This is a genomic window from Curtobacterium sp. VKM Ac-2884 (assembly GCF_015350945.1).
Classification (GTDB): Bacteria; Actinomycetota; Actinomycetes; order Actinomycetales; family Microbacteriaceae; genus Curtobacterium.
In genome coordinates this window covers 530,864-555,809 of the sequence record NZ_JADKSA010000002.1, presented here as the reverse complement: position 1 = coordinate 555,809, position 24,946 = coordinate 530,864, and the positions used below count along the sequence as shown (strand labels likewise).

Genomic DNA, 24,946 nt, shown 5'->3' with positions numbered 1-24,946 from the left:
CTCCAACGACGTGCCCGAGGACGACGCGCCGGATCAGGACTTCGGGGCGGCGGTGGCCGAGGTGGTCCGGATGATCCCGCCGGGTCACGTCATGACGTACGGCGACGTCGCCGCAGCGCTCGGCTCTCGCGCGTCGCGTGCGGTCGGCAAGGTGATGGCGCACGAGGGCGCCGACCTGCCCTGGTGGCGCGTGGTGCGCGCGGGTGGGCACCCGCCGCTGCACCACGAGGCCCGTGCGCTCCAGCACTACCGCGCGGAGGGGACGCCGCTCGTGCAGGGGACGGCGGCCTGGAGGCTCGACATGCGTCGTGCCCGCTGGTCGCCGTCCACGGATGCGGACGACCCGTTCTGATGCCCGGCCCGCGCACGTCGGCCGTGCGTCCGCCGGCGGTCAGCGGTCGAAGCGCTCGCCCTTCGGGCTCGTCGGGATCAGGCACAGCACGTACACGACGAGCGAGCCGATGCCGGGCACGACGTGCAGGAACTGCCAGAAGCCGGACAGGCCGGCGTCGTGCAGCCGTCGGGCTCCGAGGGCGAGCGACCCGATCAGGGTCGCGAGGCCCCAGAGGACGAACAGGTAGGACCCGACGGGGTTCTCGAACAGCGCGGTGTCCGGCGTGAACGCCTGCGGGACGAGCTGCAGCACGAGTCCGATCGCGAGCGACGTGATCCACCACCACCAGAACTCGGCACGCGAGGCCCGTCCGGTGAACACGGTGTACTTCCGCCAGAACCGCCGGACGGCCTCGGTGAAGGGTGCGCCGTAGAAGGGGTCGCGCAGGGCGACGCCGCCGGGCTGCACGCTGTCGTTGCTCATGGAGCAAGCCAACCACGTGGTGCAGCCCGGCTGCGTCCTACACGAGCGAGTCGCGCCAGGCCGCGTGCAGCTGGGCGAACCGCCCGGTACCCGAGATGAGGTCGGCGGGGGTGCCGTCCTCGACGATCTTCCCGTGTTCCATCACGAGCACGCGGTGGGCGATCGCGACCGTGGACAGGCGGTGCGCGATGATCACCGCGGTGCGGTCGGCGAGCAGGGTCTCGAGCCCTTCCTGCACCAGCCGCTCCGAGGGGATGTCGAGCGACGCCGTGGCCTCGTCGAGGATGAGCACCTTCGGGTCCGCGATGAACGCCCGCGCGAACGAGAGCAGCTGCCGCTGTCCCGCCGAGACACGACCACCGCGCTTGTTCACGTCGGTGTCGTACCCGTCGGGGAGCGCCATGATGAACTCGTGCGCGCCGACCGCCTTGGCTGACGCCTCGATCTCGGCGCGGGAGGCCCCCGGCTTGCCGAGCGCGATGTTGTCCGCGACCGTGCCGGAGAACAAGTAGGCCTCCTGCGTGACCATGACGATCGCGCGGCGCATGTCCTTCGTGTCGAGGTCGCGCAGGTCCACGCCGTCGAGCCGCACGGAACCGTGCGACGGGTCGTAGAAGCGCGCCATCAGCTTGGCGAGCGTCGACTTGCCGGCGCCGGTGGACCCGACGAGCGCGATGGTCTGCCCGGACGGGATGTGCAGGTCGAACTCCGGCAGGACGACCTTGCCCGCGTTGTACGCGAACACGACCTCGTCGAAGTCCATCTTGCCCGTGGCGTCGGCCAGCTTGGTCGGCTTCACGGGGTCCGGCACGCTCGGTCGTTCCTCGAGGACGCCGGAGATCTTCTCCATCGCCGCCGAGGCCGACTGGTACCCGTTGTAGAACATCGCGAGCTCCTGCGCCGGGTCGAAGAAGCGCTTGGCGTACAGCGCGACCGCGAGCAGCGCACCGACCTCGAGCGTCCCGCCGACGATCCGGAACCCACCGACGATGACGACCGCGGCGAGCGTGGCGTTGCCGATGAGCACGAGCACCGGGTCGAAGGTCCCGAACAGGTTGAACACCTTCGTGTTCGCCAGCCGGTAGTCCTCGACGAAGCCGCCGTACTCGTCCTTGTTGCGGGACTCCTTGCGGAACGCCTGCACGGCACGGATGCCCGTCATCGTCTCGACGAAGTGCACGATCACGCGCGCCGAGGTGACGCGGGTGGCGCGGAACAGCGTCTGCGAGTTCTTCTGGAACCAGCGGATCAGGAACCAGAGCGGCACGAGCGACACCGCGAGCACGAGCCCGGACGTCGGGTCGAGCAGCACCAGGGCCACGGCGGTGAACACCATGTACAGCACGCCCTGGATGAGCTGGTTCAGGCCGGAGTCGAGCAGCTCGCGGATCGAGTCGAGGTCACTCGTCTGGCGGGAGATGATCCGGCCGGACGTGTAGGTCTCGTGGAACTCGAGCGACAGCCGCTGCGTGTGCAGGAACACCCGCTTGCGCAGGTCGAACAGGATCGCCTGGCTGATCCGTGCGGCGAGCACGGTGTACCAGGCGGTGAGCACCGCGCCGAGGACGGCCACGACGATGTACGTCGCGACGACGCCGAACGCCGGCACCCAGTCGTTCTGGTCCATCACGGCGGGCAGGGCGTTGTCGATGCCCCACGCGATGAGCGCCGGGCCCGCGACGGTGCCCGCCGTGGAGACCACGACGACGATCCCGAGCAGCACCAGGCGGAGCTTCAGCGGGGCCGCGAGGGAACCGAGCAGGGCGAGGGAGCGACGCCGCAGGCGCTTGCTCTCCGCCTTGGTGAAGTCCTCGCGCTCCTCGCCGCGCACGCCCAGGGTGGTGATCGAGGCGGTGACGGGCGCGGCAGACTGCTCGTCTGGAGCTTCCTGCGGGACGGACGCCGTGCCTCCCGGCAGGTTCTGGTCGGTCTGCTGGCTCATGCCATCGCCTCCTGTCGTGCGGTCGCGTCGTCGTCGTCGAGCGACGAGATGACGTAGCGGTAGTGCTCGTTGGTGGCCATCAGGTCGTGGTGGGTCCCGACGGCGGTGACGACGCCGTTCTCCATCAGGGCGACCCGGTCGGCCAACGTCACCGTCGACGGACGGTGCGCCACGATGAGCGAGGTCGTCTCGGCGAGGACACGGCGCAGGCCCGCCTCGACCCGCGCCTCGGTGTCGACGTCGAGCGCCGACAGCGGGTCGTCGAGCACGAGCACCGACGGCCGCGCAGCGATCGCACGGGCCAGCGCCAGACGCTGCCGCTGTCCGCCGGACAGCGACAGCCCCTCTTCGCCCACCCGGGTGTCCACGCCGTCGGGCAGGTCGTCCACGAAGGACGCCTGCGCGATGTCGAGTGCCTCGCGCATGAGCGCCTCGGCCTCGGCACCCTGCACGTCCGGTCGACCGAGCAGCACGTTCTCGCGCACGGTCGACGAGAACAGGGTGGCGTCCTCGAAGGCGACGCCGACGTGCCGGCGCAGTTCTTCGCGGGTGAGGTCGCGGATGTCGACCCCGTCGATCGTCACCGATCCGCCGGTCACGTCGTACAGGCGCGGCACCAGCGAGAGCAGCGTCGTCTTGCCGCAGCCCGTGAGCCCGACGAGCGCCATGGTCTCGCCCGGCTGCAGCTGCAGCTCGACGCCGTTGATCAGGTCCGGGTACTGCGGCGCGGAGTCCTGGTACCGGAAGTGCACGCCGTTGAACGACAGTGCACCGTGCGGCTCCGCGATCGTCTTCGGGTCCTTCGGGTCCGTGATGGTGTTCTCGGAGTCCATGACCTCGAAGAAGCGGTCGACCGCCGTGCGGGTGTCGAACGTCATCGAGAGCAGGAAGCCGATCGACTCGATCGGGAACCGCAGCACGGTCGCCGTCGCGAAGAACGCGAACAGCTGACCGACGGTCATATCGCCTTGCGACGCCAGCCAGATGCCGGCGAGCAGGCACAGCGCGAACGCGACGTCCGGCACGAGCAGCAGCCACAGCCAGATGCTCGCGATGGCCTTCGCCTTCTTGATCTCCGTGCCGCGCAGGGCTTCGGCCTGCTCGCTGAACTCCTCGAGCTTCGACCCGCCGCGGCCGAACGCCTTGAGCACGCGGATGCCGTGCACCGACTGCTCGACGCTCGTCGCGAGGTCACCGACCTGGTCCTGGCTGCGGCGCGCGACGACGGAGTACCGACGCTCGAACAGCAGCCCGTTGATCCACAGTGGGATCGACGCGATCAGGAAGATCAGCCCGAGCAGCCACCCGAAGGTGAACAGCACGACGAAGCCGACGACGATCGTCACGACGTTCACGACGAGCAGGACGACACCGAAGGCCAGCCAGCGGCGGATCAACGACAGGTCCGACACGGAACGGGACAGCAGCTGCCCCGACTCCCACCGGTCGTGGAACGCGACGGGCAGGTCCTGCAGCTTCGCGTACAGCGAGTTCCGCATGCTGGCCTCGATCCGCGTCGAGGGGCGCATCACCATCCGGCGACGCGAGGCGATGAAGAACGCCTCGAGCACACCGAGGGCGAGCACGCCGAGGCCGGCGGGCCAGATCTGTGCGCCGTCCTTCGATGACAGCGGGCCGTCGACGAGCCACTGCAGGACGTAGGGGATTGCGAGCGCCACCAAGGAGGCTCCCATCGCTGCGGCCATGCCGCCGATGAGGCGCCCCTGGTAGGGCTTCACGTAGGGGTAGATCCGCGCGATCGCGCGGAAGGTGGACGGGCGCGCCGTGGTGGGCGACTTGGACATGCGTTGCGTCCTCATGCGTCTGCCGGGTCCCCGGGTCGCGCTGCGCCCTGGCCGCCTGCTGCTTGCGTGCTGCTGGCGTGCGGTGCGTGCGCGGCCTCGACCTGGAGGCTCGGTGTGGCGTTGCGTGGTGATCATCGGCCGGGCGCGTGGTCGCGCCTCCGCCGTCACTCGCGTGACGTCGGTCGGGCCGGAGGGCACCGGGAGACACTCGTCCCCCGGGTTCAGGCGGGTGGTTCGCGGACGCTGGTCGTGCGGCGCCGCGAGGCCGTGGGAACGGCCTGGCTAGACGGCGGCCGCGACGCGCGGTCGCGGTGCGATCAGGGATCGCCGTGCGGGAGTGGTCCCCACGACGGACACGAGACCTGCACGGGCGGCCGTCGCCACGGTTCCGGTCATGTTGTCCATCGTCACTCCAGTCGTCGTCTTCGTCACCGTTGTGTCCGCGGTGCCACCGGTCCCGAGGGACCGTCGGCTGCCTGTCGCGGAGCCTTACAGACTATTCACAGTGACTCTCAGCGCGCAATAGGGTGCCGCGATTTGTTCACTGCAGTGGACGAAGTGGTGCTCGCCTCAGTGCTCGAAGTGGTGCTCGCCTCAGTGCTCGCCTCAGTGGAAGAAGTGGCGCTCGCCCGTGAAGTACATCGTGACGCCCGCGGCCGTCGCCGCGGCGATGACCTCGTCGTCGCGGACGCTGCCACCGGGCTGGGCCACCGCGCGCACACCGGCGTCGAGCAGCACCTGCAGGCCGTCGGCGAACGGGAAGAACGCATCGGACGCCGCGACGCTGCCGGTCGCGCGGTCACCCGCACGGTTCACCGCGAGGTGGCACGAGTCCACCCGGTTGACCTGGCCCATGCCGACCCCGACGCTCGCACCCTGGTTCGCCAGCAGGATGGCGTTCGACTTGACCGAACGGCTCGCCTTCCACGCGAAGGCCAGGTCGGCGAGGGTCTGGTCGTCGGCGGGCTCGCCAGCGACCAGGGTCCACGTGGACTGGTCGAACGCCGTGAAGCGGTCGGCGTCCTGCACCAGGAAGCCGCCGGAGATCTGCTTGACCTCGCGCGGCGCCAGGGCGAAGTCGGCCGGCAGCGTGAGCAGGCGGATGTTCTTCTTGCGCGACAGGATCTCGAGCGCCTCGGGGTCGAAGCCTGGGGCGACGACGACCTCGGTGAAGATGTCCTTCACGGTCTCGGCCATCGCCACGGTGACCGGACGGTTCGCGGCGATGACCCCACCGAACGCCGACAGCGGGTCGCAGGCGTGCGCGGCGGCGTGGGCCGAGGCGATCGGATCGGCGGCGTCCGCCGGGGCGATCGCGATGCCGCACGGGTTGGCGTGCTTGATGATCGCGACCGCGGGGGTGTCGAAGTCGAACGCCGCACGGACGGCCGCGTCGGCGTCGACGTAGTTGTTGTACGACATCTCCTTGCCGTGCAGCTGCGTCGCCTGCGCGATGCCGGCGCCGTCGGTGCTCGTGTACAGCGCGGCTGCCTGGTGCGCGTTCTCGCCGTAGCGGAGCGTGGCCGACAGGTCGGCGGTGAAGCCGAGGTGCTCGTCGAACGCGCCGGGCGTCTGGATGTCGCCGCTGGTCGTCGGCGCCGCAGCGGCCGCGACGACGTCGCTGGCGAAGTAGGACGCCACCGCGGTGTCGTACGCCGCGGTGTGCGCGAACGCCTGGGCCGCCAGACGCTTGCGGAGCTCGAGCGAGGTGCCGCCGGCGCGGACGGCCTCGACGACCTCGGCGTAGGACGACGGTGAGACCACGATCGCGACGTTCGGGTGGTTCTTCGCCGACGCACGGACCATCGCGGGGCCGCCGATGTCGACGTTCTCGACCACGGTCGCGGTGTCGGCACCAGAGGCCACCGTCTCGACGAACGGGTACAGGTTCACGACGACGAGCTCGAACGCCGCGATCCCGAGGTCGGCGAGCTGCTGCTCGTGCGACTCGAGGCGCAGGTCGGCGAGCAGACCGGCGTGCACCGAGGGGTGCAGCGTCTTGACCCGGCCGTCGAGCGACTCCGGGAACCCGGTGACGCTCGCGACGTCGGTGACGGCGTACCCGGCGTCACGGATCGTCTGGGCGGTGGACCCCGTCGACACGATCTCGACACCCGACTCGGCGAGGGCGCCGGCGAGCTCGAGCAGGCCGGACTTGTCGCTCACCGAGATGAGTGCGCGGCGGACCGGCACCACGTCACGGTCGCGGTAGAGGCTGGGGTCGGCTGCGTGCACGCTCATGCGCTCGGGGTGCCCTTCAGGTCGGTGGTGCCGTTGGCGATGTCGAGGATGGTCTGGATGAGCAGGCGGCGCTCGACCGGCTTGATGCGGTCGTGCAGCGTCGACTCGGAGTCGCCCGGCAGCACGGGGACGCGCTCCTGGGCCAGGATCGGGCCGGTGTCGACGCCGTCGTCGACCGCGATGACGCTCGCGCCGGTCTCGGTGACGCCGGCGGCCAGGGCGTCCCGCACGCCGTGGGCGCCGGGGAACTCGGGCAGGTACGCCGGGTGGGTGTTGATGATGCCCGGGGCGAACTCGGACACCACGGCCGGGGGCAGCAGGCGCATCAGGCCGGAGAGCACGAGCAGGTCGGGCGACCACGGTCGGATCTGCTCGGCGAGCGACTGTCCCCACTCGGCGCGGGTCTCGTAGCGCGAGAACGGCACCGTGAAGGTCGGGATCGAGAACTCCTCGCCCAGACCGAGACCCTCGGCATCGCGGTCGGCACCGATGGCGACGACACGGGCGGGGTACTCGGCGTCGAAGGTCGCTTCGAGCAGGGCTCGGAGGTTCGACCCGGTACCGGAGATCAGGACGACCAGTTCGAGCACGGCACCAACCCTACCGGGACCCGCGCGTCGTGACGTCGGCGCTAGCGATCGCCCTTCGGTCGGCGCCACCAGGGCAGCTCCTCGTCGGGGATCTGGTCGGTGACGTCCCAGTTCGTCGGACGGGCCGCCTGGGTGGGAGCGGCGGCGGGACCCTCGGGCGCGGCCGGTTCGTCGTCGACGTCGTCCCGTCCGGCGACGAACTCCTCGGTGCTCCACGGGAACGCCGGCTGCGCGTCGGTGTGGTCGGGTGCGGGCGTCGACGTGGCGGGCCGTTCGGGAGCGGGCGCAGGGCGCTGCTGCTCGGCGTCGGCACCGGTCACGCGGTCGCGGAGTCCGCCGGCGCGGTCGCGGAGTCCACCGGCCCGTTCGCGGAGTCCACCAGCTCGCTCGCGGAGTCCACCAGCCCGTTCGCGCGCACCGTCGGCGACACCGTGCAGTCGATCGCGCAGGGCACCCATCGCGGCACGTCCCGACGAGCGGGGCTCGGTCGGGCTCTCGTCCGCCAGACGCTCCGAGGCGACGGCGTCGGTCTTCGCCCAGGCCGGCAGTTCCACGTCGTGGTCCGGGTCGCGCGGGGGCGTCCGAGGCGCTGCGATGGGCGCCGGCGCGCCCGGTTCGTCGGCGATCGGCTCCGTCGGGCTGGTCACAGCGGCGCGCGAGCCAGCAGCGGTCGACCCGTCGTGGGACTCCTCGACCACGAACCGGTGCACGTCGGTGGTCCGTCCTGCGCCGGCCTGGTCGAGCGCGGCGAGCAGGGATCCCGTCCCGGCCTCGGCTCCGTTCCGGTCCGCGTCGTCGTCGTCCGCCTCGGTCCACCGCTCCCGTGTCCAGCCCCGGTCCGGCAGGCGGACGAGGTCGCTGCCCGCGGCGAGGGCGATGACCGCCGGCAGGCCGATCTCGAGCGCGGCGAACCCACCCACCACCAGGGCGTGCGGGCCGACGTCGGCCAGTCGTCCGGGGCCGAACGAACCCGACGACGCCCAGGCGATCAGCCCGGTCAGGACACCGGCGACGATGCCCGTCGCGACACCGGCGAGCGCTCGGTGGAGTGCGGAGTCGGCGTTCCCCAGCGCACGGACGAGTCGCGGGCGCATCGAGCCGCCGATCGCGAAGCCGGCGACCACCGGCACCAGGATCCAGACCAGGCCGAAGGTGTGGCCCGAGGTCGGCAGTGCGCCGAACACCGGCAGTCCGGGGATCGGTCCGAGGGTCGTGGCGATCGGGGACACGCTCGAACCGGTGCCGATGGCGAACCCGGGGCCGATCAGCCACGACGTCGCCCACCCGACGAAGTCCGGCAGGAACGCGAGCTGCCCGACGGTGAGGGCGATGCCACCGATCACGCCGGCGTGCGACTGCTCGTACAGGGTGATCACCTCGGCGAACGACGTGAAGAGCAGGAGTGCGACGACGACCCCGGCGAACGCGACGACGACTCCGGTGGCGGCGGCCCCGGCACGGAGGCCGAACCCGGCGATCGCACGCCAGAGCACGGGCACGCGGTCGAGCAGGTCGAGCACACGCTGGGTGGCGGGGTCCGCCGGCAGGTCGCGCCGTCGTCGGCAGACCTCCGAGCTGATGAGCGCCGGGATCCCGAACCACAGCGCGGGCAGGACCACCGCCTGCCAGATCGTCGGCTGCGTGGCGGCGGAGGTCGACGACAGCGCGACGCCCAGGCCGAGCGCCGCGACGACCGCCGTCCCGACCAGCAGGCCGGTGGTGCGGTGCTCGGTCTCCGCGAAGCGTCGACCGGCACGGGCGCCGAGCCAGGCGGTCACGACCGCGAAGCCGAGCGCCGCGAGCGTCACGTGGATGGGGTCGGCGGCACCGCTGACCCCCGAGCTCTTCGCCAGCGCGGACCCGAGCAGGAACGAGACGTCGACGCCGTGGCCGACGAGCCAGACGCTGCCGGTGGCCTTCCAGAACACGTCCCAGTCGATCTGCAGGCCGTACTCGAAGCCCCACAGCAGCGTGAGCGGGACCAGGGCGATCCCGATGCCGACGCCGACCGTCACGACCGCCTCGATCGCGGCGAGCAGAGCGGTTCCCAGGCGGTTCATCGCAGTGAGGATACGTGGCACTCCGGCTCTCGGCCGTGAGCCGCGCGGCTCCGCAGCAGACTCAGCGGGTGGTCCCGGACGGACTCAGTTCCGACGGCGCCCGCTGATCGTGATGATCTGCCACGCGACGACCGCGATGGGCGTCTGGCCAGTGCGACCGTCGACCTCGGTCACGTAGCCCGGTCGCCGTTCATAGTCGGCCGGGTCGTAGATCGCCGGGTCGTGCGGCATGTCGATGTCCTCGCGCCGCAGGCTCGGGTTCGTGCGGGATCGCGGCAGGAGGAATGCAGACCACGTGAACCACGCACCGAATGCGATCAGCGCGATGGCGATGCTCCAGAGGTGCACGCCTCCCGGGGTGTCGACCGCACGGATCGGGGTGGCGAGGAAGCCGACGCCGACCAGTGCCGACACGAGCCCGACCACGATCCCCACGCGTGCGGGTTCACCCCGCTGCCCGCTCCGCTCGACCACGCCGCGATGCTACCGGTGCCGCGGGGAACCCACGCAGAACACCGGTGCTCGTCGGACGAACACGCGCAGGACGCGGTTCGACGGACGAACACCGGTGTTCAGCGGAGGAACTAGCGGGCGGCGACGACCTCGCGCAGCAGCGCAGCGGTCTCGGACGGCGTCTTGCCGACCTTCACGCCTGCGGCCTCGAGCGCCTGCTTCTTCGCCTCGGCGGTGCCAGCGGAACCGGACACGATCGCTCCGGCGTGGCCCATCGTCTTGCCCTCGGGGGCGGTGAAGCCCGCGACGTACCCGACGACCGGCTTCGTGACGTGCGCCTTGATGAACTCGGCTGCGCGCTCCTCGGCGTCGCCACCGATCTCACCGATCATCACGATGGCCTCGGTCTCGGGGTCGGCCTCGAACGCGGCGAGCGCGTCGATGTGCGTCGTCCCGATGACCGGGTCGCCGCCGATGCCGATGGCGGTCGAGAAGCCCAGGTCCCGCAGCTCGTACATCATCTGGTAGGTCAGGGTGCCCGACTTCGAGACGAGGCCGATCGGGCCCTTGCCGGTGATCGTCGCCGGGGTGATGCCGACGAGCGACTCCCCCGGGGTGATGATGCCGGGGCAGTTCGGGCCGATGATGCGGGTCTTCCCGCCGAGCGCCTTGGCGTGCGCCCAGAACTCGGCGGCGTCCTGCACCGGGATGCCCTCGGTGATGACGACGACGAGCGGAATCGCGGCATCGATGGCCTCGAGCACGGCGTCCTTGGCGAAGGCCGGCGGCACGAAGACGATGGAGACGTCGGCACCGGTGGTGTCGATGGCCTCGCGCACGGTGCCGAAGACGGGCAGCGACACGTCACCGTGGGTGACGGTGGTGCCGGCCTTGCGGGCGTTGACGCCCCCGACGACCTGGGTGCCGGCCTTGAGCATGAGGGCGGTGTGCTTGGTGCCCTCGCCGCCGGTGATGCCCTGGACGATGACCTTGGAGTCCTTGTTGAGGAAGATCGACATGGTCAGTCCCTTCAGGCCGCGGCAGCGGCGAGTTCGGCGGCCTGCTCGGCCGCGTCGTCCATGGTCGCGGCGACGGTGACGAGCGGGTGCGCTGCCTCCGCCAGGATCCGTCGGCCCTCTTCCACGTTGTTGCCGTCCAGGCGCACGACGAGCGGCTTGGTGGCCGCGTCGCCGAGGATCCCGAGGGCGGCGACGATGCCGTTCGCGACGGCGTCGCAGGCGGTGATGCCGCCGAAGACGTTCACGAAGACGCTCTTCACCTGCGGGTCGCCGAGGATGACGTCGAGACCGTTGGCCATGACCTCGGCCGAGGCGCCGCCGCCGATGTCGAGGAAGTTCGCGGGCTTCACGCCGCCGTGCCGCTCACCGGCATAGGCGACGACGTCGAGCGTCGACATGACGAGGCCCGCCCCGTTGCCGATGACGCCGACCTGGCCGTCGAGCTTGACGTAGTTCAGGCCGTGGGCCTTCGCCTTGGCCTCGAGCGGGTCCTCGCTGGCGGAGTCCTCGAGGTCCTTGTGCGCGGGGTGGCGGAAGTCGGCGTTCTCGTCGAGCGAGACCTTGCCGTCGAGCGCCAGGATCTGGCCGTCGCCCGTGCGGACGAGGGGGTTCACCTCGACGAGCGTGGCGTCCTCGCCCTTGTAGACGTCGTAGAGCTTCGAGAAGACGTCGGCCACCTGGTCGACGAGCTCCGCCGGGAAGCCGGCCTGCTCGGCGATCGCGCGACCGGCGGCCGCGTCGATCCCGGTGAGCGGGTCGACCTCGACGCGGGCGAGCGCCTCGGGCTTCTCGACCGCGAGCTGCTCGATCTCCATGCCGCCCTCGACGCTGGTGAGCGAGAGGTAGGAGCGGTTGGCCCGGTCGAGCAGCACGGAGAAGTAGAACTCCTCGGCGATGTCCGCGCCCTGGGCGATCATGACGCGCTGCACGGTGTGGCCCTTGATGTCGAGCCCGAGGATGGCCTGCGCGTGCTCGAACGCCTCGTCGGGGGTCTTCGCGACCTTGACGCCGCCCGCCTTGCCGCGCCCACCGACCTTCACCTGGGCCTTGACGACCACGACGCCACCGATCTTCTCGGCCGCCGCTCTCGCCTCTTCCGGGGTGTCGGCGATGATCCCCTGGAGGACGGGGACGCCGTAGGACTCGAAGAGGTCCCTGGCCTGATACTCGAAAAGATCCACGCTGTTCTTCTTCCCGCACGGTTCGTGCGATCGGCATCGGTTTCCCGGTCGCGCACTCCACATCGAGGGTCGCTCGATGTCGAGACAACGGCCGTCACGCAGCCTAGCGCGGCGACATGGACGTCGAGACAACGGGCGGCGCGGGACGCAGGGGAAGGCGCGGTCGCTCGACCACCCGTCGGCGACCGCGCTCCACTCCCCCGAGCACCGGCAGTGTGCACGGCCACCGTGACGGGGAGGTGTCCCGCTGGTGAACTCGCGCACCCTGGACGCCGCTCTCACCGACCCGGCGTACACCGGAAGGCCCGAACCACCGGATGGCCCGAACGAAGGAGCGCGCATGACCGCGGAACGGAACCGGCAGGCACAGGAACGACTCGGCGAGATCCTGGAGGCGCGGGCCTTCGACCGCTTCCCCGAGGTGTGGGCCGACGACGTCGTGGACCACGACCCCGCGCCCGACCAGCAGCCCGGCCTCGCGGGGATCGTCGACTTCTGGACCGAGTTCACCACCGCGTTCCCGGACCTCACGCTCGAGCCCGACCCGCTCGTCGTCACAGACGACTACATCACCGCGGTGTTCACGATCCGCGGCACCCACACCGGTCCGTTCCAGGGCCACGCGCCGACGGGTCGCACCTTCGAGGTCCGCGGCATCCAGGTCTCGAAGTTCCGAGACGGCAAGATCGCCGAACGCTGGGGTGCCACCGACGAGAAGGGTCTGGCGGAGCAGCTCGCGCTCGGCTCCGGCGACGTCCACTTCGTCAGCGCCTGAACACCACCCGACACCCTGCACCACCCACACCCAGGAGGACACCATGAGCGATCCCGGCATCAGCCCCGTCGACGACTTCGAAGCCCAGCAGCGCCGCGACGACGACATCGACCGCGAGCACGTCGGCCCGTACGAGGTGGACGAGTCCGAGGAGTCCCTCGAGACCGTGACGAACGACGCGGTCGCCGGCGAGACCGTCGAGCCGCAGCCCGGTGACGGTACCGACGACGGCCCGACCGGCGGCTCCCCGCGCGAAGGGTCGCCCGACCTGTGGGAGCACGACGCCGACGAGGACCGGCCGGACCTGGGGGCGACCTCGGCACCAAGCCGCTCTGATCCGCACCGCCTGATCAGCGTCCCCCAGCGATCCGCGGAAGTCGGCCCGTAGCATCGTGCCGTGTTCCGTCGTGTCCGTGCCAGCGTCCGCAGCATGCCGTCGGCCGCCCGGCTGGTGGCGATCGCGGCGATGCTGCTCGTCGCGGCCTCTGCACACCTCGCCGCGCAGTCCGAGCCGGCAGGACGATGGGTCCCGCTCCTCGCGGTCGCGGTGGTCGGAGCCGTCGTCACCGGAGCACCGAGCCGCCTCTGGCCGCTCCCCGCGATCTGGCTCGTCGCCACCCTGCTCGCCCTGACGGGCGACGTCCGGGCCGACGGCACGTACCTGGTGACCGCCCTCGTGACCGGCGCGGCCGCACTCGTCGCGGCGATCGCCGCTGATCTCGTCCCCGTCCTGCGGGCGCGACGCCGACGGGGTGGAGCGTGACCACCCCACGGCCTGGAGGCCCGGTGCCGGGCCCGCCACGTCCCTCCAGTCACGGCCGTCACCCCGCTGGCGCGGTGCGCCGGAACCGGCTGGTGGGGCCCACCTCCCGTGCGTCGTCCGGTCGCGTCCACGACCGCAGCCTGCGCCGGTTCCTCGCTGACAGCACACCCGTGGCCGCGGGCGGCCGCGCCATCCTGCTGCAGATCGCCGACCCGATCGTCGCGGCAGGCGTCCGCCGGCACTCGGACTTCGCCCGTCGACCCCAGCAGCGGCTGTCCCACACTCTGATGTTCGTGTACGCCGTCGTCTCCGGCACGGAGCAGGACGCCGCGATCGCCGCGGGTTTCGTGAACCGGGCCCACGCGCCCGTGACCGGCGCGGACGAGGTCGACCGGCAGCTGTGGGTGGCCGCGACCCTGTTCGACTCGGCTCGTCGGGCGCACGACCTGTTCGGTGTGCCCGTCACGGCGGAACGCGCGGAGGACGTCCTCGCCGCGTACGCCCCGATCGCGACGACGCTGCGGGTGCCCGCCGAGCGCTGGCCGACCTCGGTGGCCGCCTTCGACGAGTACTGGGCCGACGCCCTCGACCGGCTCGAGGTCACCGACGACGCCCGCGGCGTGGTGCGGGACCTGCTCCACCCGCGCTTCGCGCCGTTCTGGGTGCGTGCCGCGATGCCGCTCGTCCGGATCGTCACGGTCGGGATGCTGCCGGAACGGCTGCGGACCGCCTACGGGTTCGCGTGGGGGCCGCGCGAGCAACGTCGGTTCCAGCGGACGGTCGCCGTGGTCACCGGGGTGCGGTCGGTCCTGCCCGGGGCCCTGCTGCGGCTGCCGGGTCCGCTGCTGCTGCGGGCGATGCGCCGGACGGCCGGGCGACACGCCACGGTACGGTAGCGGGCATGTCGGTCGACCACTTCGCCATCACGGTCCCGCGCTCCTGGTTCGAGCTGCCCGTCGAGCCGGAGCGCCGCGACGACCGGATCAGCGCCCTCGTGCAGGAGCGCATCGAGGACCAGCGCGAGCTCTGGGACCACCGCACCGAGATCGTCCGGGCCCTCCGTCGGTTCGCCCGGTCGGCATGGGACAGCGGTGCGCGGTACTGCGCGGCCTTCGCCGAGCCGAGCGAGGACGGCATCGTCTCCGGCGCCCTGACCGTCACGGTCCTGCCCGCTCCCGAGGCCGGCGGCGACCCGCTCGCCGCCCTGACCGACCACGTCGCCGCGCTCGGCGGTGACGACGACGGCATGCACGTCGACGTGCACGAGGTCCCGCGCGTCGGTCGGGTGCCGCGCGTCTGGGGCGTCTCGACCGTGCAGGCGCCGGACGGCCGCGGCTCGTTCGACGTCGTGCTCATGCAGACGTTCGTGCCGGCGGGTGACCAGGTCGCGCTGGTGAGCGTGTCCTCGCCCGCGACCGACCTGGCCGAGCCGCTGTACGAACTGTTCGAGACCGTGACCGACACGTTCGAGCTCATCGACTCGGCCACGGTCGGTGGCGGGGTCGACTGATGCGGATCTGGCCGTTCCGGAAGCGTCGGAAGCCCGTCGAACCCGTCGTCGAGCGGGTCACCGTCGACGACCTCGCGCGGATGGCGCAGCGCGGCGAACTCGCCCGCGCGGTCGTCACGCCGCCGCCGGCTCCCCGCGCCAGCGCCGACCGGGTGCGGGCGACCGTCGCGCAGCTGCCCGGGCGTCCCCTGGGCTCCGCCGGTGGCACGGCTCGCCGCGACGCGGCTCCGGCCCGGCAGACCGCGGCGGCCGTCCTGGTGCTCGACGACCACCAGCGGGTGACCGTGTCCGGTGGCGGGCTGATCGGCCGTGACCCGGCGAGCGCCCACCCGGACGGCGGCTACGCGCACATGATCGCCCTCGAGGACCCGGACAAGCTGCTCAGCCGCACGCACCTGGAGTTCGGCTTCGGTGCCGAGGGGTCGCTCTGGGTGCTCGACACGGCGTCGGCGAACGGGGTCGAGCTGCAGCGGCCGGGGTTCCCGGCGACGATCGTGCCGCCGGCGCAGCGCACCGTGGTGCAGCCGGGCGACGTGGTCGTGTTCGGCGGCCACACCCTGCGCGCCGAGCCGCAGACCGCGCTGGTCGGCGAAGCCCCACTCGGCTGACGCCGAGCGGCGCGGCGGCTCGACGACTCGACGCCGCGGCGACTCGACCCCGCGCCGCCGCGCCGTCCCCGTCAGTCGGCGGGCACCTGCACCAGCCGCAGCGCCTGGTCGGCGTCGTTGAGCAGCGCCCGACCCGGCACGCGGTCCTGTGTCACCAGGCTCTTCGACAGCTTCGTGCCGATCAGGTCGCCGTCGACGGTGCTGAGCGGCGCGAGCAGCATTCCGCGACGGGCCTTCTTCGCGTCGACCTGCCATCCACGGAACCCGCTCGCGACGCCCTCGACGTCGCCGGCGATGACGAGCCCGACCGATCGGCCCCGGTCGGAGTCCATGATCGCCCGGAACACCGGTTCGGCCGGGGTCTCCTTGAGCGCCTCGGCGTCGTCGACGAGCACGAGCGTGAAGCCGTCCGAGCCGGTGTCGATCGCGGCGGAGAGGCCCTCGGCCCCGATCCCTCCGTCGGTGACCACGGTCACGCGCGGTGCGCCGTCGAGTGCCCGGAGCGGGGAGTCCCGCGGCGTGACCGCGACGACCGACCCACCTGCGGACAGGACGTGCCGGGCCATCGCCACGAGCGCGGTGCTCTTGCCGGAGCGCGGGCTGCCGGCGACGATGAACACCGGGGTGTCCTGCACGAAGTCGTGGGTGAAGAGCCGGAGCTCGTCGCCGCCGACGCCGAGCGCGACCCGGCCGACCGAGGCGTCCGTCGAGGGCAGGTACCGCACGGCCTCCTCGAACGTGATGGACCGCGGCAGGACGTCGATCCGGAACGGCTTCGGCACGGTCGCGGGGACGTGGGCGCGGACCTCGTCGCCGATGCCGCGGATCGCCGCCGCCTGGTCGCGTCCGCCGAGGCCGCCGGGCAGCACGGCGACCTGGGTCTCCGTCGCGGTGGCGTTCCGGAAGCCGCGGCCGGGCGGGATCGACTCCGGCAGCTTCTTGCCGTTGATGCCCTCGTAGTTGTAGTCGCCGCGGTCGGCCAGGGCGAGCAGCAGCTTCCGCTCCACCTGGCTCGACATCCGGCCGGAGGTCAGCGTGCGGTCGCCGGAGACGATCAGGTGCACGCCGACGCCGACGCCCTCGCGCAGCAGCGTCTGGACGGCGTCGTGCAGCGCACCGTTCTCGGCGTCCGCCAGGGTCGCCATGAAGCTCTCCCACTGGTCCAGGAACACGACGACGTGCGGCAGCGGGGTGGTGTGCTCGTCGGACCGCTGCTCGGCGATGGACGAGTACCCGCCGCTCGCGAAGGCGGCCTGGCGCTCCTGCACGGTGCGGAGCAGGATGCCGAGCAGCCGCGAGACCCGGTCGGGCTCGTGCCGCTGCACCACGGCACCGCAGTGCGGCAGGGCCCCGAGCGCGAGCAGGGCGCCGTTGCCGCAGTCGATCCCGTACATGTGCACGTCGCCGACGCCGAGGCGCAGGGCCATCGCACCGGCCAGCGTGCGGAGCGTCTGGCTGCGGCCGGAGCGTGGCGACCCGATGACGAACAGGTGGCCGTCGGCGTCGAGGTCGAACACCGCGGGGCGCTGCTGCTGGTCGGCGGGGTGGTCCTCGACGCCCCAGGCCACGGCGAGCGGCGGCAGCTCGGCGGCTCCGGCAGCACCTGCGGCTTCGACGTCGTCGAGCCCGACGACCGCGCCGAGCGGCGGCAGCCAGGGCTTCCGCTGCTCGGGGGTGCCGAGGGCGCGGGTGGCGTCGCCGATCGACGCGACGAGGACGCTCAGGTCGGTGACCTCCACGTCGCTGGCGGCGGCCTCGACGGCTGCCGGGCGGGGGGCTGGTTCGCTGTACGAGGCGAAGGTGAGTTCGCGGACCAGGGCGGGCCGGGCCTCCTGGTCGTCCGTGCCGGGCCGACGCCCGCCCACCCGACCGGACTGGAAGGGCAGCAACGAGGCCGCGCCGAGCCGCACGTACGCGCGACCGGGCGTGGCCTTCGCGATCCGCGCGGCGTCGTTCGCACCGATGACGTCCTGGCTCTCCGACTGGTCGGTGACGCGCAAGGCGATCCGCAGGTTCGTGTTGGCGCGGATCTCGGGCGACACGACACCGCCGGGGCGCTGCGTGGCGAGCACGAGGTGGATGCCGAGCGACCGACCGCGCTGGGCGATGTTGACCAGGCCCTTGACGAAGTCGGGCAGCTCGCGGGCGAGCGAGGCGAACTCGTCGATGACGATGAGCAGCCGCGGCAGGCTCGGGATCGCGTCGCCCGACGCGGCGCGCTTCGCCTGCAGGTCCTGGTAGTCCTCGAGGTCCTTCGCGCCGACCTCGGCCAGGGCGTGCTCGCGGGTGCGCAGTTCTGCGCCGAGCGACTCGAGCGCCCGCTCCACCTGGTGGGTGTCGAGGTCGGTGACCATGCCGACCGTGTGCGGCAGGTCGACGCAGTCCTTGAACGCCGCACCGCCCTTGTAGTCGACGAGCACGAAGTTCATCTCGTCCGGCCGGTTCGCGACGGCGAGCGACGCGACGATCGTCTGCAGCAACTCGGACTTGCCGGAGCCGGTCGTGCCGGCGACGAGTCCGTGCGGACCGTCGTTCCGCAGGTCGATCGCGAACGGCCCGTCGATCGAGGCGCCGATGACGGCGGTCGTGCTGCGTCCACCGAGCAGCCAGCGGGCCTGCACGGCCTCGGACGTCGGCGGTTCGAGCTGGAGCACGTCGAGCAGCCGCGCCGACGACGGGATGGCGCCGTCCTGCACGTCCGGGCTGGCGTCGACGATCGGCGACAGCGACCGGGCGACCCACTCGAGCCAGTCCTGGTCGACCAGGTCGGGTCGCGCGTCGTCGATCCGCTCGCTGCGCTGCTGCGTGACCCGGATCCGGTCGTCGCGGACGACGACCACGGCGTCGCACTCCTCGGGCAGGAGCCGCTCGTCCAGGTCGAGGCAGATGCTGAACACCCCGACCGACGGCCCCTCCTTCAGCACCTGCACGAGCGACGGCATCGCTCGCAGGCGCCTGGCGCCGTCCATCACGACGACGATCTCGTCGGCCGGCGGGGTCTTCTTGCCGATGCCGGCTTCCTTGCGGGCGTCGATGATCGCCGCGAGTTCGGCGATGGCCCGCGCGGTCGTCGCGGCGTTCGAGGCGATGCTCGTCATCGGCTGGTCAGCACCGTCGCGGCGGACGTGCGGCAACCAGGACATCCACTCCCACAGCGCGGTCCGGGTGGTGTCGGTGAGCAGCGTGAAGGTGACGTCCTTCGGGCTCTGCAGCGTCGCGAGCTGCGCGACCACCCAGTTCGCCAGCCGTCGGGCGTCGTCGTCCGGACCGGCGATGCCGATCACGCCGCGCTCCGCCAGGCGGATCCGGACCGGCACGTCGGTTGCGTCCCACGCGACGGTCCGCTTGTGCGACAGCTGTTCCGGGTCCTCGATGGTCACCTCGGACCGCTGCGTCGCCGTGCCGACACGGACGAGCAGGTGGTCGGGGTCGGTGCGGCGCCGCTCCCACAGGCGCGGCAGCGGCGTGACCGCCGTCTCGTAGACGGCAGCCGGGTCGGGCGCGCTCGCGATCCAGCGTGCCCGTTCGGACTGGAGGCTCTCGGTCGCGTCCGCCTCGATGCGCGCCTTGGTGTCCTCGTACTCCACGATCCGCTGGCGGTACGTCTTCTTGCCCTGGCGGCGGCCCTGGAGGCCCGTGATGATCATCAGGATCGGCGACAGCAGGGCGATGAGCAGGTAGATCCAGCGACCGGTGGTCGACACGAACATCACGGCCATGCCCATCGGCGCCAGCGCCATCAGGATGGGCAGCGCCCGCGCCGGGGGTTCGGTCGGCGGGGCCGGCAGCTGGTAGCGGGTGTGCTCGTCGGGCGGCAGGATGCGCGGCGGGCGGTTGTACTCGAGCGACATGCCGTCGTCGGCCAGGGACAGGTGCGCCCCACGGTCCGGCGCCCGACCGAAGCCGAGCAGGACCCCGCCGATCGCCAGCTGCGCGGTCTCCGGCCAGTCGGTCTCCTCGGTGACGGCAGTACCGTCGAGCACTGCCCCGGCGAAGCCGTTCGCCGGACGGACCTTCGCGCCGTCGGCCGTGACCGACACGAGCAGGGCGACCTCCGGGACGGTGTCGGCCCCGGTGGCCTCGGCCTCGACCTCGGCGGTGGTGCTCACCGGGATGCGCACCGTGGCGTTCGTCGCCGTGCCGATCGTCACCGTGCCGGTGCCCACCCGCACGATGGTGCCGGCGTGCAGGCCCGAGACGATCCGGATCTCGGCGTCGGTCAGCGGACGGAGCGGCTGCGGCGGCACCTGCTCGAGGCTGCGGGCCACGACCACGCCCTCGCGCACACCGGACTCCGCGACCGTCGCGGCCAGGTCGAGCGGCTGCTCGCCGACGAAGTACGCCGGGGTCCGTCCGGAGGCCACGACGTCCGTCGCGATGAGGCGTTCGGCCTCGGCGACGAGCTCGCCGACCGCGCGGGTGTCGTCCCCGTCGACGTAGACGTTGGCGGTCTGACCACTCTCGCGGTCGACCATCGTGAACGTGAAGGTCATGGCATCCCCCGTAGCATTGACTACATGTCGCAGGACGATGGTAGTGTCCCCTGCAACACGCCCCGTTGGGGGGACATGACGAAACTCCGGGGAAAGGGAGTCACACCGTGGCGAACATCAACGTCTCGTACGCAGACCTCGAGGCAGCAGCCTCCGACCTCAAGGCGGGTCAGGCGGACATCGAAGACCGTCTCTCCGCCCTGCAGCGCAAGATCCAGCAGCTCATCTCCGACGGCTACGTCACCGACAAGTCGTCCGTCGCGTTCGGCGAGTCCTACGACGAGTTCAACCGTGGCGTGACCCAGACCGTCCAGGGGCTCGAGGGCCTGTCGACGTTCCTGTCGAAGGCGTCGCAGACCCTGTCCGAGACGGACGAGTCGCTCGCTTCCGGCCTCAAGGGCTGACACCGCTGACGACCCCGTGCCCCGCGATCGCGTGGGGCACGGGGTCGACGCGGTTCCGGTGGCGGTGGCTTCCGGTTCGTGATCGGGGAGGGATTGTTCCGTGGCTTCGAGACTGCTCGTTGACCTGATGGGGCTCGGGGAGCTCCAGACCGACCTGTCGACCGTGCACAGCACGCTCGAACAGGCGCACAAGCGCGTCGACGCGTCCGACGACGAGATCGGCTCGGGCACCGTGCAGGACGCCCTGCACGACTTCGACCACCGCTGGGGCGACAAGCGCGACAAGATCAGCGACTCGACGAAGGCGCTGGCGGACATGCTCAGCGCGTCCGTCGAGACCTACACCGAGACCGACGAGCAGCTCGCACAGGCGCTGCAGGTCAACGACGAGAACGGCGGCGGTGGACCCGCTGCCTCGAGGGCGGAGTAGTCATGGGGCGGCCGTCGGGGTGGGATGTCGTCGATCAGGGTGATGATCCGGTCAAGGGTGATCCGTCGACGTTGCGGATGATGTCGCGGGAGTACCAGCGCATCTCCGACGCAGCGGATGATGCCTCGACCCGGCTGCAGTCGGTGAAGGGGTCCGGGTGGCTGACCGACTGGGAGGGTGAAGCAGCCGACGTGTTCGTCGACGCGATCGAGGACACCCCGTCGGACCTGACCAAGCTCGTCGACTCGTACGAACTCGCCGCGACGGCGTTGTCGGGGTGGGCGGACACGGTCGATGACACCCAGTACCGGGCTGATGGGGCGCTCGCGGACGCGAAGGACGCGTCCGGGGACCTCGCCGCGGCGCAGGACCGGCTCTCCGATGCGCAGTCGAACCTGTCGCACTACCAGTCGGCGTCGAAGGACCTGTCGAAGGTCGCGGACGAGTACCCGGCCGGGTCCGAGGTGCCGGACGGGGTGGACGTGCCGTCGCCGGCGCAGCTGCGGGCGGCGTCCGACAACGCCGCCGTCGCGCAGGGGTCCGTGTCGTCCGCGCAGGGCGACATCGCGGCGGCGCAGTCGCGGATCGACGCGGCGAAGCGGCTCGTGGCGGATGCGAAGGGTGACTGGCAGGACGCGGAGCAGCGGACCGCGACGAAGATCGGTGAAGCCGCTGACGCGGGGCTGGGGAAGCAGTCCACGTGGGACAAGATCTTCGGGTCCGAGGCGTGGGAGACCATCGTCTCCATCGCGAAGGTCGTCGTCGCTGTGGGCGGCATCATCGTCATGATCATCGGCGGGCCACTCGCCTGGATCGTGCTCGGCGCAGCCCTGCTCGTACTCGCTGACACCCTGTACAAGATGTCGAAGGGCACCGCCGACGGGTGGGACCTCGCCTTCGCGTTGCTCGACTGCATCCCGGGGATGAAGGGGATCACCACCGCCGGACGGCTCCTGTCCGCAGCCGGCGACGCACGCAAGGCGTTCTCGCTCGCCCGCTCGACCGGATCGCTCGGCTCGCTCGCCGGCCGAACCCTCAGCGGAGCTGGCCGCTACGGCGTGATGGCGCTCAAGGAGCTTCCGCTGGCGGTGAAGCAGTTCGCGTCAAACCCGACGCGGCGACTCGAGCGCATGGCGCTCCAGGTGCGCTACCTGACCCCAGCGAACATGGTGCACAGCGCCGTCGATGCGGCGAAGGGGCTGCACACCGGCTTCTTGGGGTCGCAGGGGAAGCCGATCGTCGAGCGCCTCACCGACGCCTTCACCGCGAGTGACCGCGCCTTCAACCGCACCGTCAGCGGCGCCTACAACGCCCACGTGTCCGACATCGCTCGGACGGATCCGGCCCGGGCCAGCCAGCTGTGGCAGGGCGGCGACGGCTACTACGGTGTCGACTCGATGACCAACGTGACCGGCCCGCACGCGCAGATCGACGCGTTCGCCTCGACGCCGTCCGGCATGCAGAGCCCGTCGGCGAGCTACGCCGTCCCGAACGCCCCGAGCGGCGACTCCGCCGCGTTCCACGAATCGGCCCAGGTCGGCGCGAACTTCGACTACCCGACCCCGTACCGTGAAGACGTCTCAGTCGCACACATCGGAGCGGACCAGCCGTACGCCGTCGGTACGGCGCAGGCCAACCCGCAGTTCGGCGCCGGCGGTGGAACGCAGTACTTCCACTCCGGCATGGCGACCGACAGCCCATCGCCGTTCCCGGCAGGCGGGCCTTCCGGCATGGACCCGAGCGTTCGGTCGATCACCGAGTCGGTCGGTATGCGCGGAGCCCTGCACGCCCCGTGGCGCGCGGTGGCCTACACGCAGCCGCTCGTCGGGAGCAACGAATGATGCACGAGGGTTTCCCGGACGTCCTCGTCGTGGGACCGGTCGCCGATCGGTCGTTCTCCGATGACGGCCGGCTGGTCATCGATTACGGCACGGCGCCTCGGTGGTCCCCTGACGCAACGCTCCCGGATCTCGTCGCACGGGCGAAACTCCTGGCGCTGCTCCTCGACGCGCTCGACCCCGAAGTCGACGTCCGAGTCGGCGCACGTCACCAGTTCCTGCTCAACGACCACATCGACGGGCGCGTCGACACCCGCGCCGGTGGGACTCCGCCGCGCCTGCTCGCGTACGGCTCGCTGACGACCACTGTGATCCGGTCGAGTGACCTCGGCCGACTCGTGGATGTCCGCAACGAACCCTCGATGGCACAAGGGCTCTTCACCTTCCCCCGCGGCGCCGAAGTCGTCTCGCAGATCGGCCCCGGAGCCGCACTCACGCGCTACGGCGACACCGGGTACTTCGACCAGGTCCTCTCCTTCGAGACCGACGATGCTGCATCGCCCTCGAAGCAGACCACCAAGGCACTGCACCGATGGACGAAGATCGTCGATGGCTGGCGGAAGAAGGCCACTCCCGCGCAACGGGAACTCGAAGGCCCGTGGATCTGAGCGAGCCGGCCGAGCTCACGGCCTGGCGACGGGCGGTCGACACGGACCTGTGGATGCTGGCGACGGAGGACGGCGTCCCGGCGGTCATCGCCCCGGCTGACGAGTCGCCCCAGGCCGTCGCGCTCGCGTTCCTCGACCAGCAACAGGCTCAGGCCGCGGCCCCGGACGACGCGGTCCTCCTGCACACGACGCTGTGGTCGGCGCTCCGCGCGACCCCGGCCGACGTGGCTCTCCTGCTCCAGCCCGGCCAGCCCGACGAGCAGGTCCTGCTGCCCGAGGACATCGACCGGATCGTCGGTGGATCGCGGGACCGCGCGCCGGTGCTCTCACCCCGCGACCTGGCGATCACGTCGATGATCCCCGCGGTGATCGTGGACGGAGTCGTCAGCCCGCAACCGGATGGTCTGCCCGTGGGGGTGCTCCTCGACCAGGCCGGCCGATCCGGCGTCCCGTCGACGCTGGCGGCGGGGCCGACGATGCCCCTCGAACTCGACGCATGGACGACGGCGGCACTCATCCGAGCGGCGAGCCCGTTCCCGGCGGGGTTCGACGTCGTCGTCGGTGCCCCGAAGCCGGAGCAGTACCCGGCGGTGACCGACTTCCGCGAACAGTACGACGGGGCGGCGATCAGCACGGTCGGTGTCATCGTCGAACGGGCGTCCGAGCGGATCGTGGTACTCGTCGACACGGATGACGCCGACGAACTCGGACGCGTCCGGGTCCAGGCCGCATCGCTCGTGCCCCTGCCCGTCTTCGTGACCGATCGCCGGTCCTCACCGGAGCAGGCGTGGGTGCTCGGGCGGCCCGACAGCCACGTGTCCTGATGGTGACCTGGCGCGCGAGTACCCGTCAGACGACGGTCCGGGCCGTGCCGGTTCCGAACGGCCTCTCCCTGGCGATCGAGTCCGATGGTCACCCCGCCACCGAACCGCACGATCGGGGTGTTCGTGTCGAGTCCGCGTACTCGGTCGCCGAGGACCGTCCGGCGACGCGGGGCGTCGCGACGCGGCCGGTGACCCGGCAGTCTCTGCTCGAGGACGAGCGGAGCGGTCGCTTCGTCGTGCAGGTCGACGCCGCCGAAGGACACTGCGACGGCGTCCCGATCACGGAGCAGCGTCCACGGCGCCCAGGTCTGCTCCCGTTCGCACCGTCCGGCGTCCGCGTCCTCGAGCTGTCGGCAGCCAACGGGATCTGGGGGGACGTCGTCAGCAGACTGGCTCGACCGCACTCGGCATGGATGCTCCTCGAGGCGTCGACGGGCGGTGCGAGCTGCACCGTCGTCGACTCCCTCGACGCCGCCCCCCGTGCCTGGCGCACGGCCGCCCGCAACCTGCTCGGGCCGACATCGGCATCGACGCCCGGATGACCGAGTACGCGCGAACGGCTCACCGCCAGGGCGAGACGACGCC

Annotated in this window: 23 protein-coding genes; 13 read left to right on the top strand and 10 right to left on the bottom strand. The window is 71.5% G+C overall.

All coding sequences use genetic code 11. The features are described from left to right. Positions 1-10 precede the first annotated feature (10 nt). The gene (locus ITJ60_RS07140) at positions 11-352 is read left to right on the top strand and encodes an MGMT family protein (RefSeq protein WP_194647410.1); all 342 of its coding nucleotides are present in this window, start codon (positions 11-13) and stop codon (positions 350-352) included. Positions 353-391: 39 nt separating this feature from the next. Here the strand turns inward: ITJ60_RS07140 and ITJ60_RS07135 are convergent, their stop codons facing one another. The 9 genes from ITJ60_RS07135 to sucC form a co-directional block, all read right to left on the bottom strand. Next, the gene (locus ITJ60_RS07135) at positions 392-817 is read right to left on the bottom strand and encodes a DUF805 domain-containing protein (protein ID WP_123293233.1); all 426 of its coding nucleotides are present in this window, start codon (positions 815-817) and stop codon (positions 392-394) included. A 37-nt stretch (positions 818-854) separates the two neighbouring features. Continuing rightward, entirely contained in the window at positions 855-2,663 is a 1,809-nt protein-coding gene (locus ITJ60_RS07130) for an ABC transporter ATP-binding protein (RefSeq protein ID WP_123671580.1), read from the bottom strand. Positions 2,664-2,755: 92 nt separating this feature from the next. Beyond that, positions 2,756-4,564, bottom strand: a complete 1,809-nt coding sequence (locus ITJ60_RS07125) for an ABC transporter ATP-binding protein (protein ID WP_194647409.1) — start codon at positions 4,562-4,564, stop codon at positions 2,756-2,758. A gap of 606 nt (positions 4,565-5,170) precedes the next feature. After that, a complete protein-coding gene (gene purH / locus ITJ60_RS07120; RefSeq protein ID WP_123671462.1) occupies positions 5,171-6,805 on the bottom strand; it encodes a bifunctional phosphoribosylaminoimidazolecarboxamide formyltransferase/IMP cyclohydrolase in 1,635 nt (544 codons plus the stop codon). Next, complete coding sequence (gene purN / locus ITJ60_RS07115) at positions 6,802-7,395, bottom strand: phosphoribosylglycinamide formyltransferase (RefSeq protein WP_111085342.1); 594 nt, start codon at positions 7,393-7,395, stop codon at positions 6,802-6,804. Before purN ends, purH begins: the two co-directional genes overlap by 4 nt. Positions 7,396-7,436: 41 nt before the next feature. Continuing rightward, positions 7,437-9,455, bottom strand: coding sequence for a DUF6350 family protein (locus tag ITJ60_RS07110; protein ID WP_194647408.1), 2,019 nt, complete (start codon positions 9,453-9,455; stop codon positions 7,437-7,439). An 84-nt stretch (positions 9,456-9,539) separates the two neighbouring features. Continuing rightward, the gene (locus ITJ60_RS07105; RefSeq protein ID WP_194647407.1) at positions 9,540-9,929 is read right to left on the bottom strand and encodes a hypothetical protein; all 390 of its coding nucleotides are present in this window, start codon (positions 9,927-9,929) and stop codon (positions 9,540-9,542) included. A gap of 110 nt (positions 9,930-10,039) precedes the next feature. After that, positions 10,040-10,927 carry a succinate--CoA ligase subunit alpha gene (sucD, locus tag ITJ60_RS07100; protein ID WP_111085344.1) on the bottom strand — a complete coding sequence of 296 codons (888 nt, stop codon included), beginning with the start codon at positions 10,925-10,927 and terminating at the stop codon, positions 10,040-10,042. A gap of 11 nt (positions 10,928-10,938) precedes the next feature. Continuing rightward, the gene (sucC, locus tag ITJ60_RS07095; RefSeq protein ID WP_123671459.1) at positions 10,939-12,108 is read right to left on the bottom strand and encodes an ADP-forming succinate--CoA ligase subunit beta; all 1,170 of its coding nucleotides are present in this window, start codon (positions 12,106-12,108) and stop codon (positions 10,939-10,941) included. A 340-nt stretch (positions 12,109-12,448) separates the two neighbouring features. Between sucC and ITJ60_RS07090 the strand changes: the two genes are divergently transcribed. The 6 genes from ITJ60_RS07090 to ITJ60_RS07065 all read left to right on the top strand — a co-directional run bounded on the left by ITJ60_RS07090 (position 12,449) and on the right by ITJ60_RS07065 (position 15,764). Continuing rightward, a complete protein-coding gene (locus ITJ60_RS07090; RefSeq protein ID WP_194647406.1) occupies positions 12,449-12,883 on the top strand; it encodes an ester cyclase in 435 nt (144 codons plus the stop codon). Between the two features lie 43 nt (positions 12,884-12,926). Beyond that, positions 12,927-13,271 carry a hypothetical protein gene (locus tag ITJ60_RS07085; protein ID WP_194647405.1) on the top strand — a complete coding sequence of 115 codons (345 nt, stop codon included), beginning with the start codon at positions 12,927-12,929 and terminating at the stop codon, positions 13,269-13,271. 9 nt (positions 13,272-13,280) lie between these two features. After that, positions 13,281-13,646: a hypothetical protein gene (locus tag ITJ60_RS07080; RefSeq protein ID WP_194647404.1), complete on the top strand. Its 366-nt coding sequence runs from the start codon at positions 13,281-13,283 to the stop codon at positions 13,644-13,646. Positions 13,647-13,738: 92 nt separating this feature from the next. After that, positions 13,739-14,542 carry an oxygenase MpaB family protein gene (locus ITJ60_RS07075; RefSeq protein ID WP_194647403.1) on the top strand — a complete coding sequence of 268 codons (804 nt, stop codon included), beginning with the start codon at positions 13,739-13,741 and terminating at the stop codon, positions 14,540-14,542. Between the two features lie 5 nt (positions 14,543-14,547). Next, positions 14,548-15,156 (top strand): hypothetical protein, encoded by a 609-nt coding sequence (locus ITJ60_RS07070; RefSeq protein WP_111085350.1) that lies wholly within the window; start codon positions 14,548-14,550, stop codon positions 15,154-15,156. Next, the gene (locus tag ITJ60_RS07065) at positions 15,156-15,764 is read left to right on the top strand and encodes an FHA domain-containing protein (RefSeq protein ID WP_194647402.1); all 609 of its coding nucleotides are present in this window, start codon (positions 15,156-15,158) and stop codon (positions 15,762-15,764) included. The genes ITJ60_RS07070 and ITJ60_RS07065 overlap by 1 nt, the downstream gene beginning before the upstream one ends. Positions 15,765-15,835: 71 nt before the next feature. Here the strand turns inward: ITJ60_RS07065 and ITJ60_RS07060 are convergent, their stop codons facing one another. Next, positions 15,836-20,257 (bottom strand): FtsK/SpoIIIE domain-containing protein, encoded by a 4,422-nt coding sequence (locus ITJ60_RS07060; RefSeq protein WP_194647401.1) that lies wholly within the window; start codon positions 20,255-20,257, stop codon positions 15,836-15,838. A gap of 107 nt (positions 20,258-20,364) precedes the next feature. Here ITJ60_RS07060 and ITJ60_RS07055 point away from each other — a divergent pair, with 107 nt between their 5' ends. The 6 genes from ITJ60_RS07055 to ITJ60_RS07030 all read left to right on the top strand — a co-directional run bounded on the left by ITJ60_RS07055 (position 20,365) and on the right by ITJ60_RS07030 (position 24,903). Then, positions 20,365-20,661: a WXG100 family type VII secretion target gene (locus tag ITJ60_RS07055; protein ID WP_071404660.1), complete on the top strand. Its 297-nt coding sequence runs from the start codon at positions 20,365-20,367 to the stop codon at positions 20,659-20,661. 100 nt (positions 20,662-20,761) lie between these two features. Then, positions 20,762-21,091: a DUF6507 family protein gene (locus ITJ60_RS07050; RefSeq protein ID WP_123936922.1), complete on the top strand. Its 330-nt coding sequence runs from the start codon at positions 20,762-20,764 to the stop codon at positions 21,089-21,091. Positions 21,092-21,093: 2 nt separating this feature from the next. Beyond that, positions 21,094-22,932, top strand: coding sequence for a WXG100 family type VII secretion target (locus ITJ60_RS07045; protein ID WP_323749122.1), 1,839 nt, complete (start codon positions 21,094-21,096; stop codon positions 22,930-22,932). Beyond that, positions 22,932-23,537, top strand: a complete 606-nt coding sequence (locus tag ITJ60_RS07040; RefSeq protein ID WP_194647399.1) for a hypothetical protein — start codon at positions 22,932-22,934, stop codon at positions 23,535-23,537. The genes ITJ60_RS07045 and ITJ60_RS07040 overlap by 1 nt, the downstream gene beginning before the upstream one ends. Beyond that, positions 23,528-24,361 carry a hypothetical protein gene (locus tag ITJ60_RS07035; RefSeq protein WP_123340967.1) on the top strand — a complete coding sequence of 278 codons (834 nt, stop codon included), beginning with the start codon at positions 23,528-23,530 and terminating at the stop codon, positions 24,359-24,361. The genes ITJ60_RS07040 and ITJ60_RS07035 overlap by 10 nt, the downstream gene beginning before the upstream one ends. 44 nt (positions 24,362-24,405) lie before the next feature. Then, entirely contained in the window at positions 24,406-24,903 is a 498-nt protein-coding gene (locus tag ITJ60_RS07030) for a hypothetical protein (protein ID WP_194647398.1), read from the top strand. The last annotated feature ends 43 nt before the right edge of the window (positions 24,904-24,946 follow it).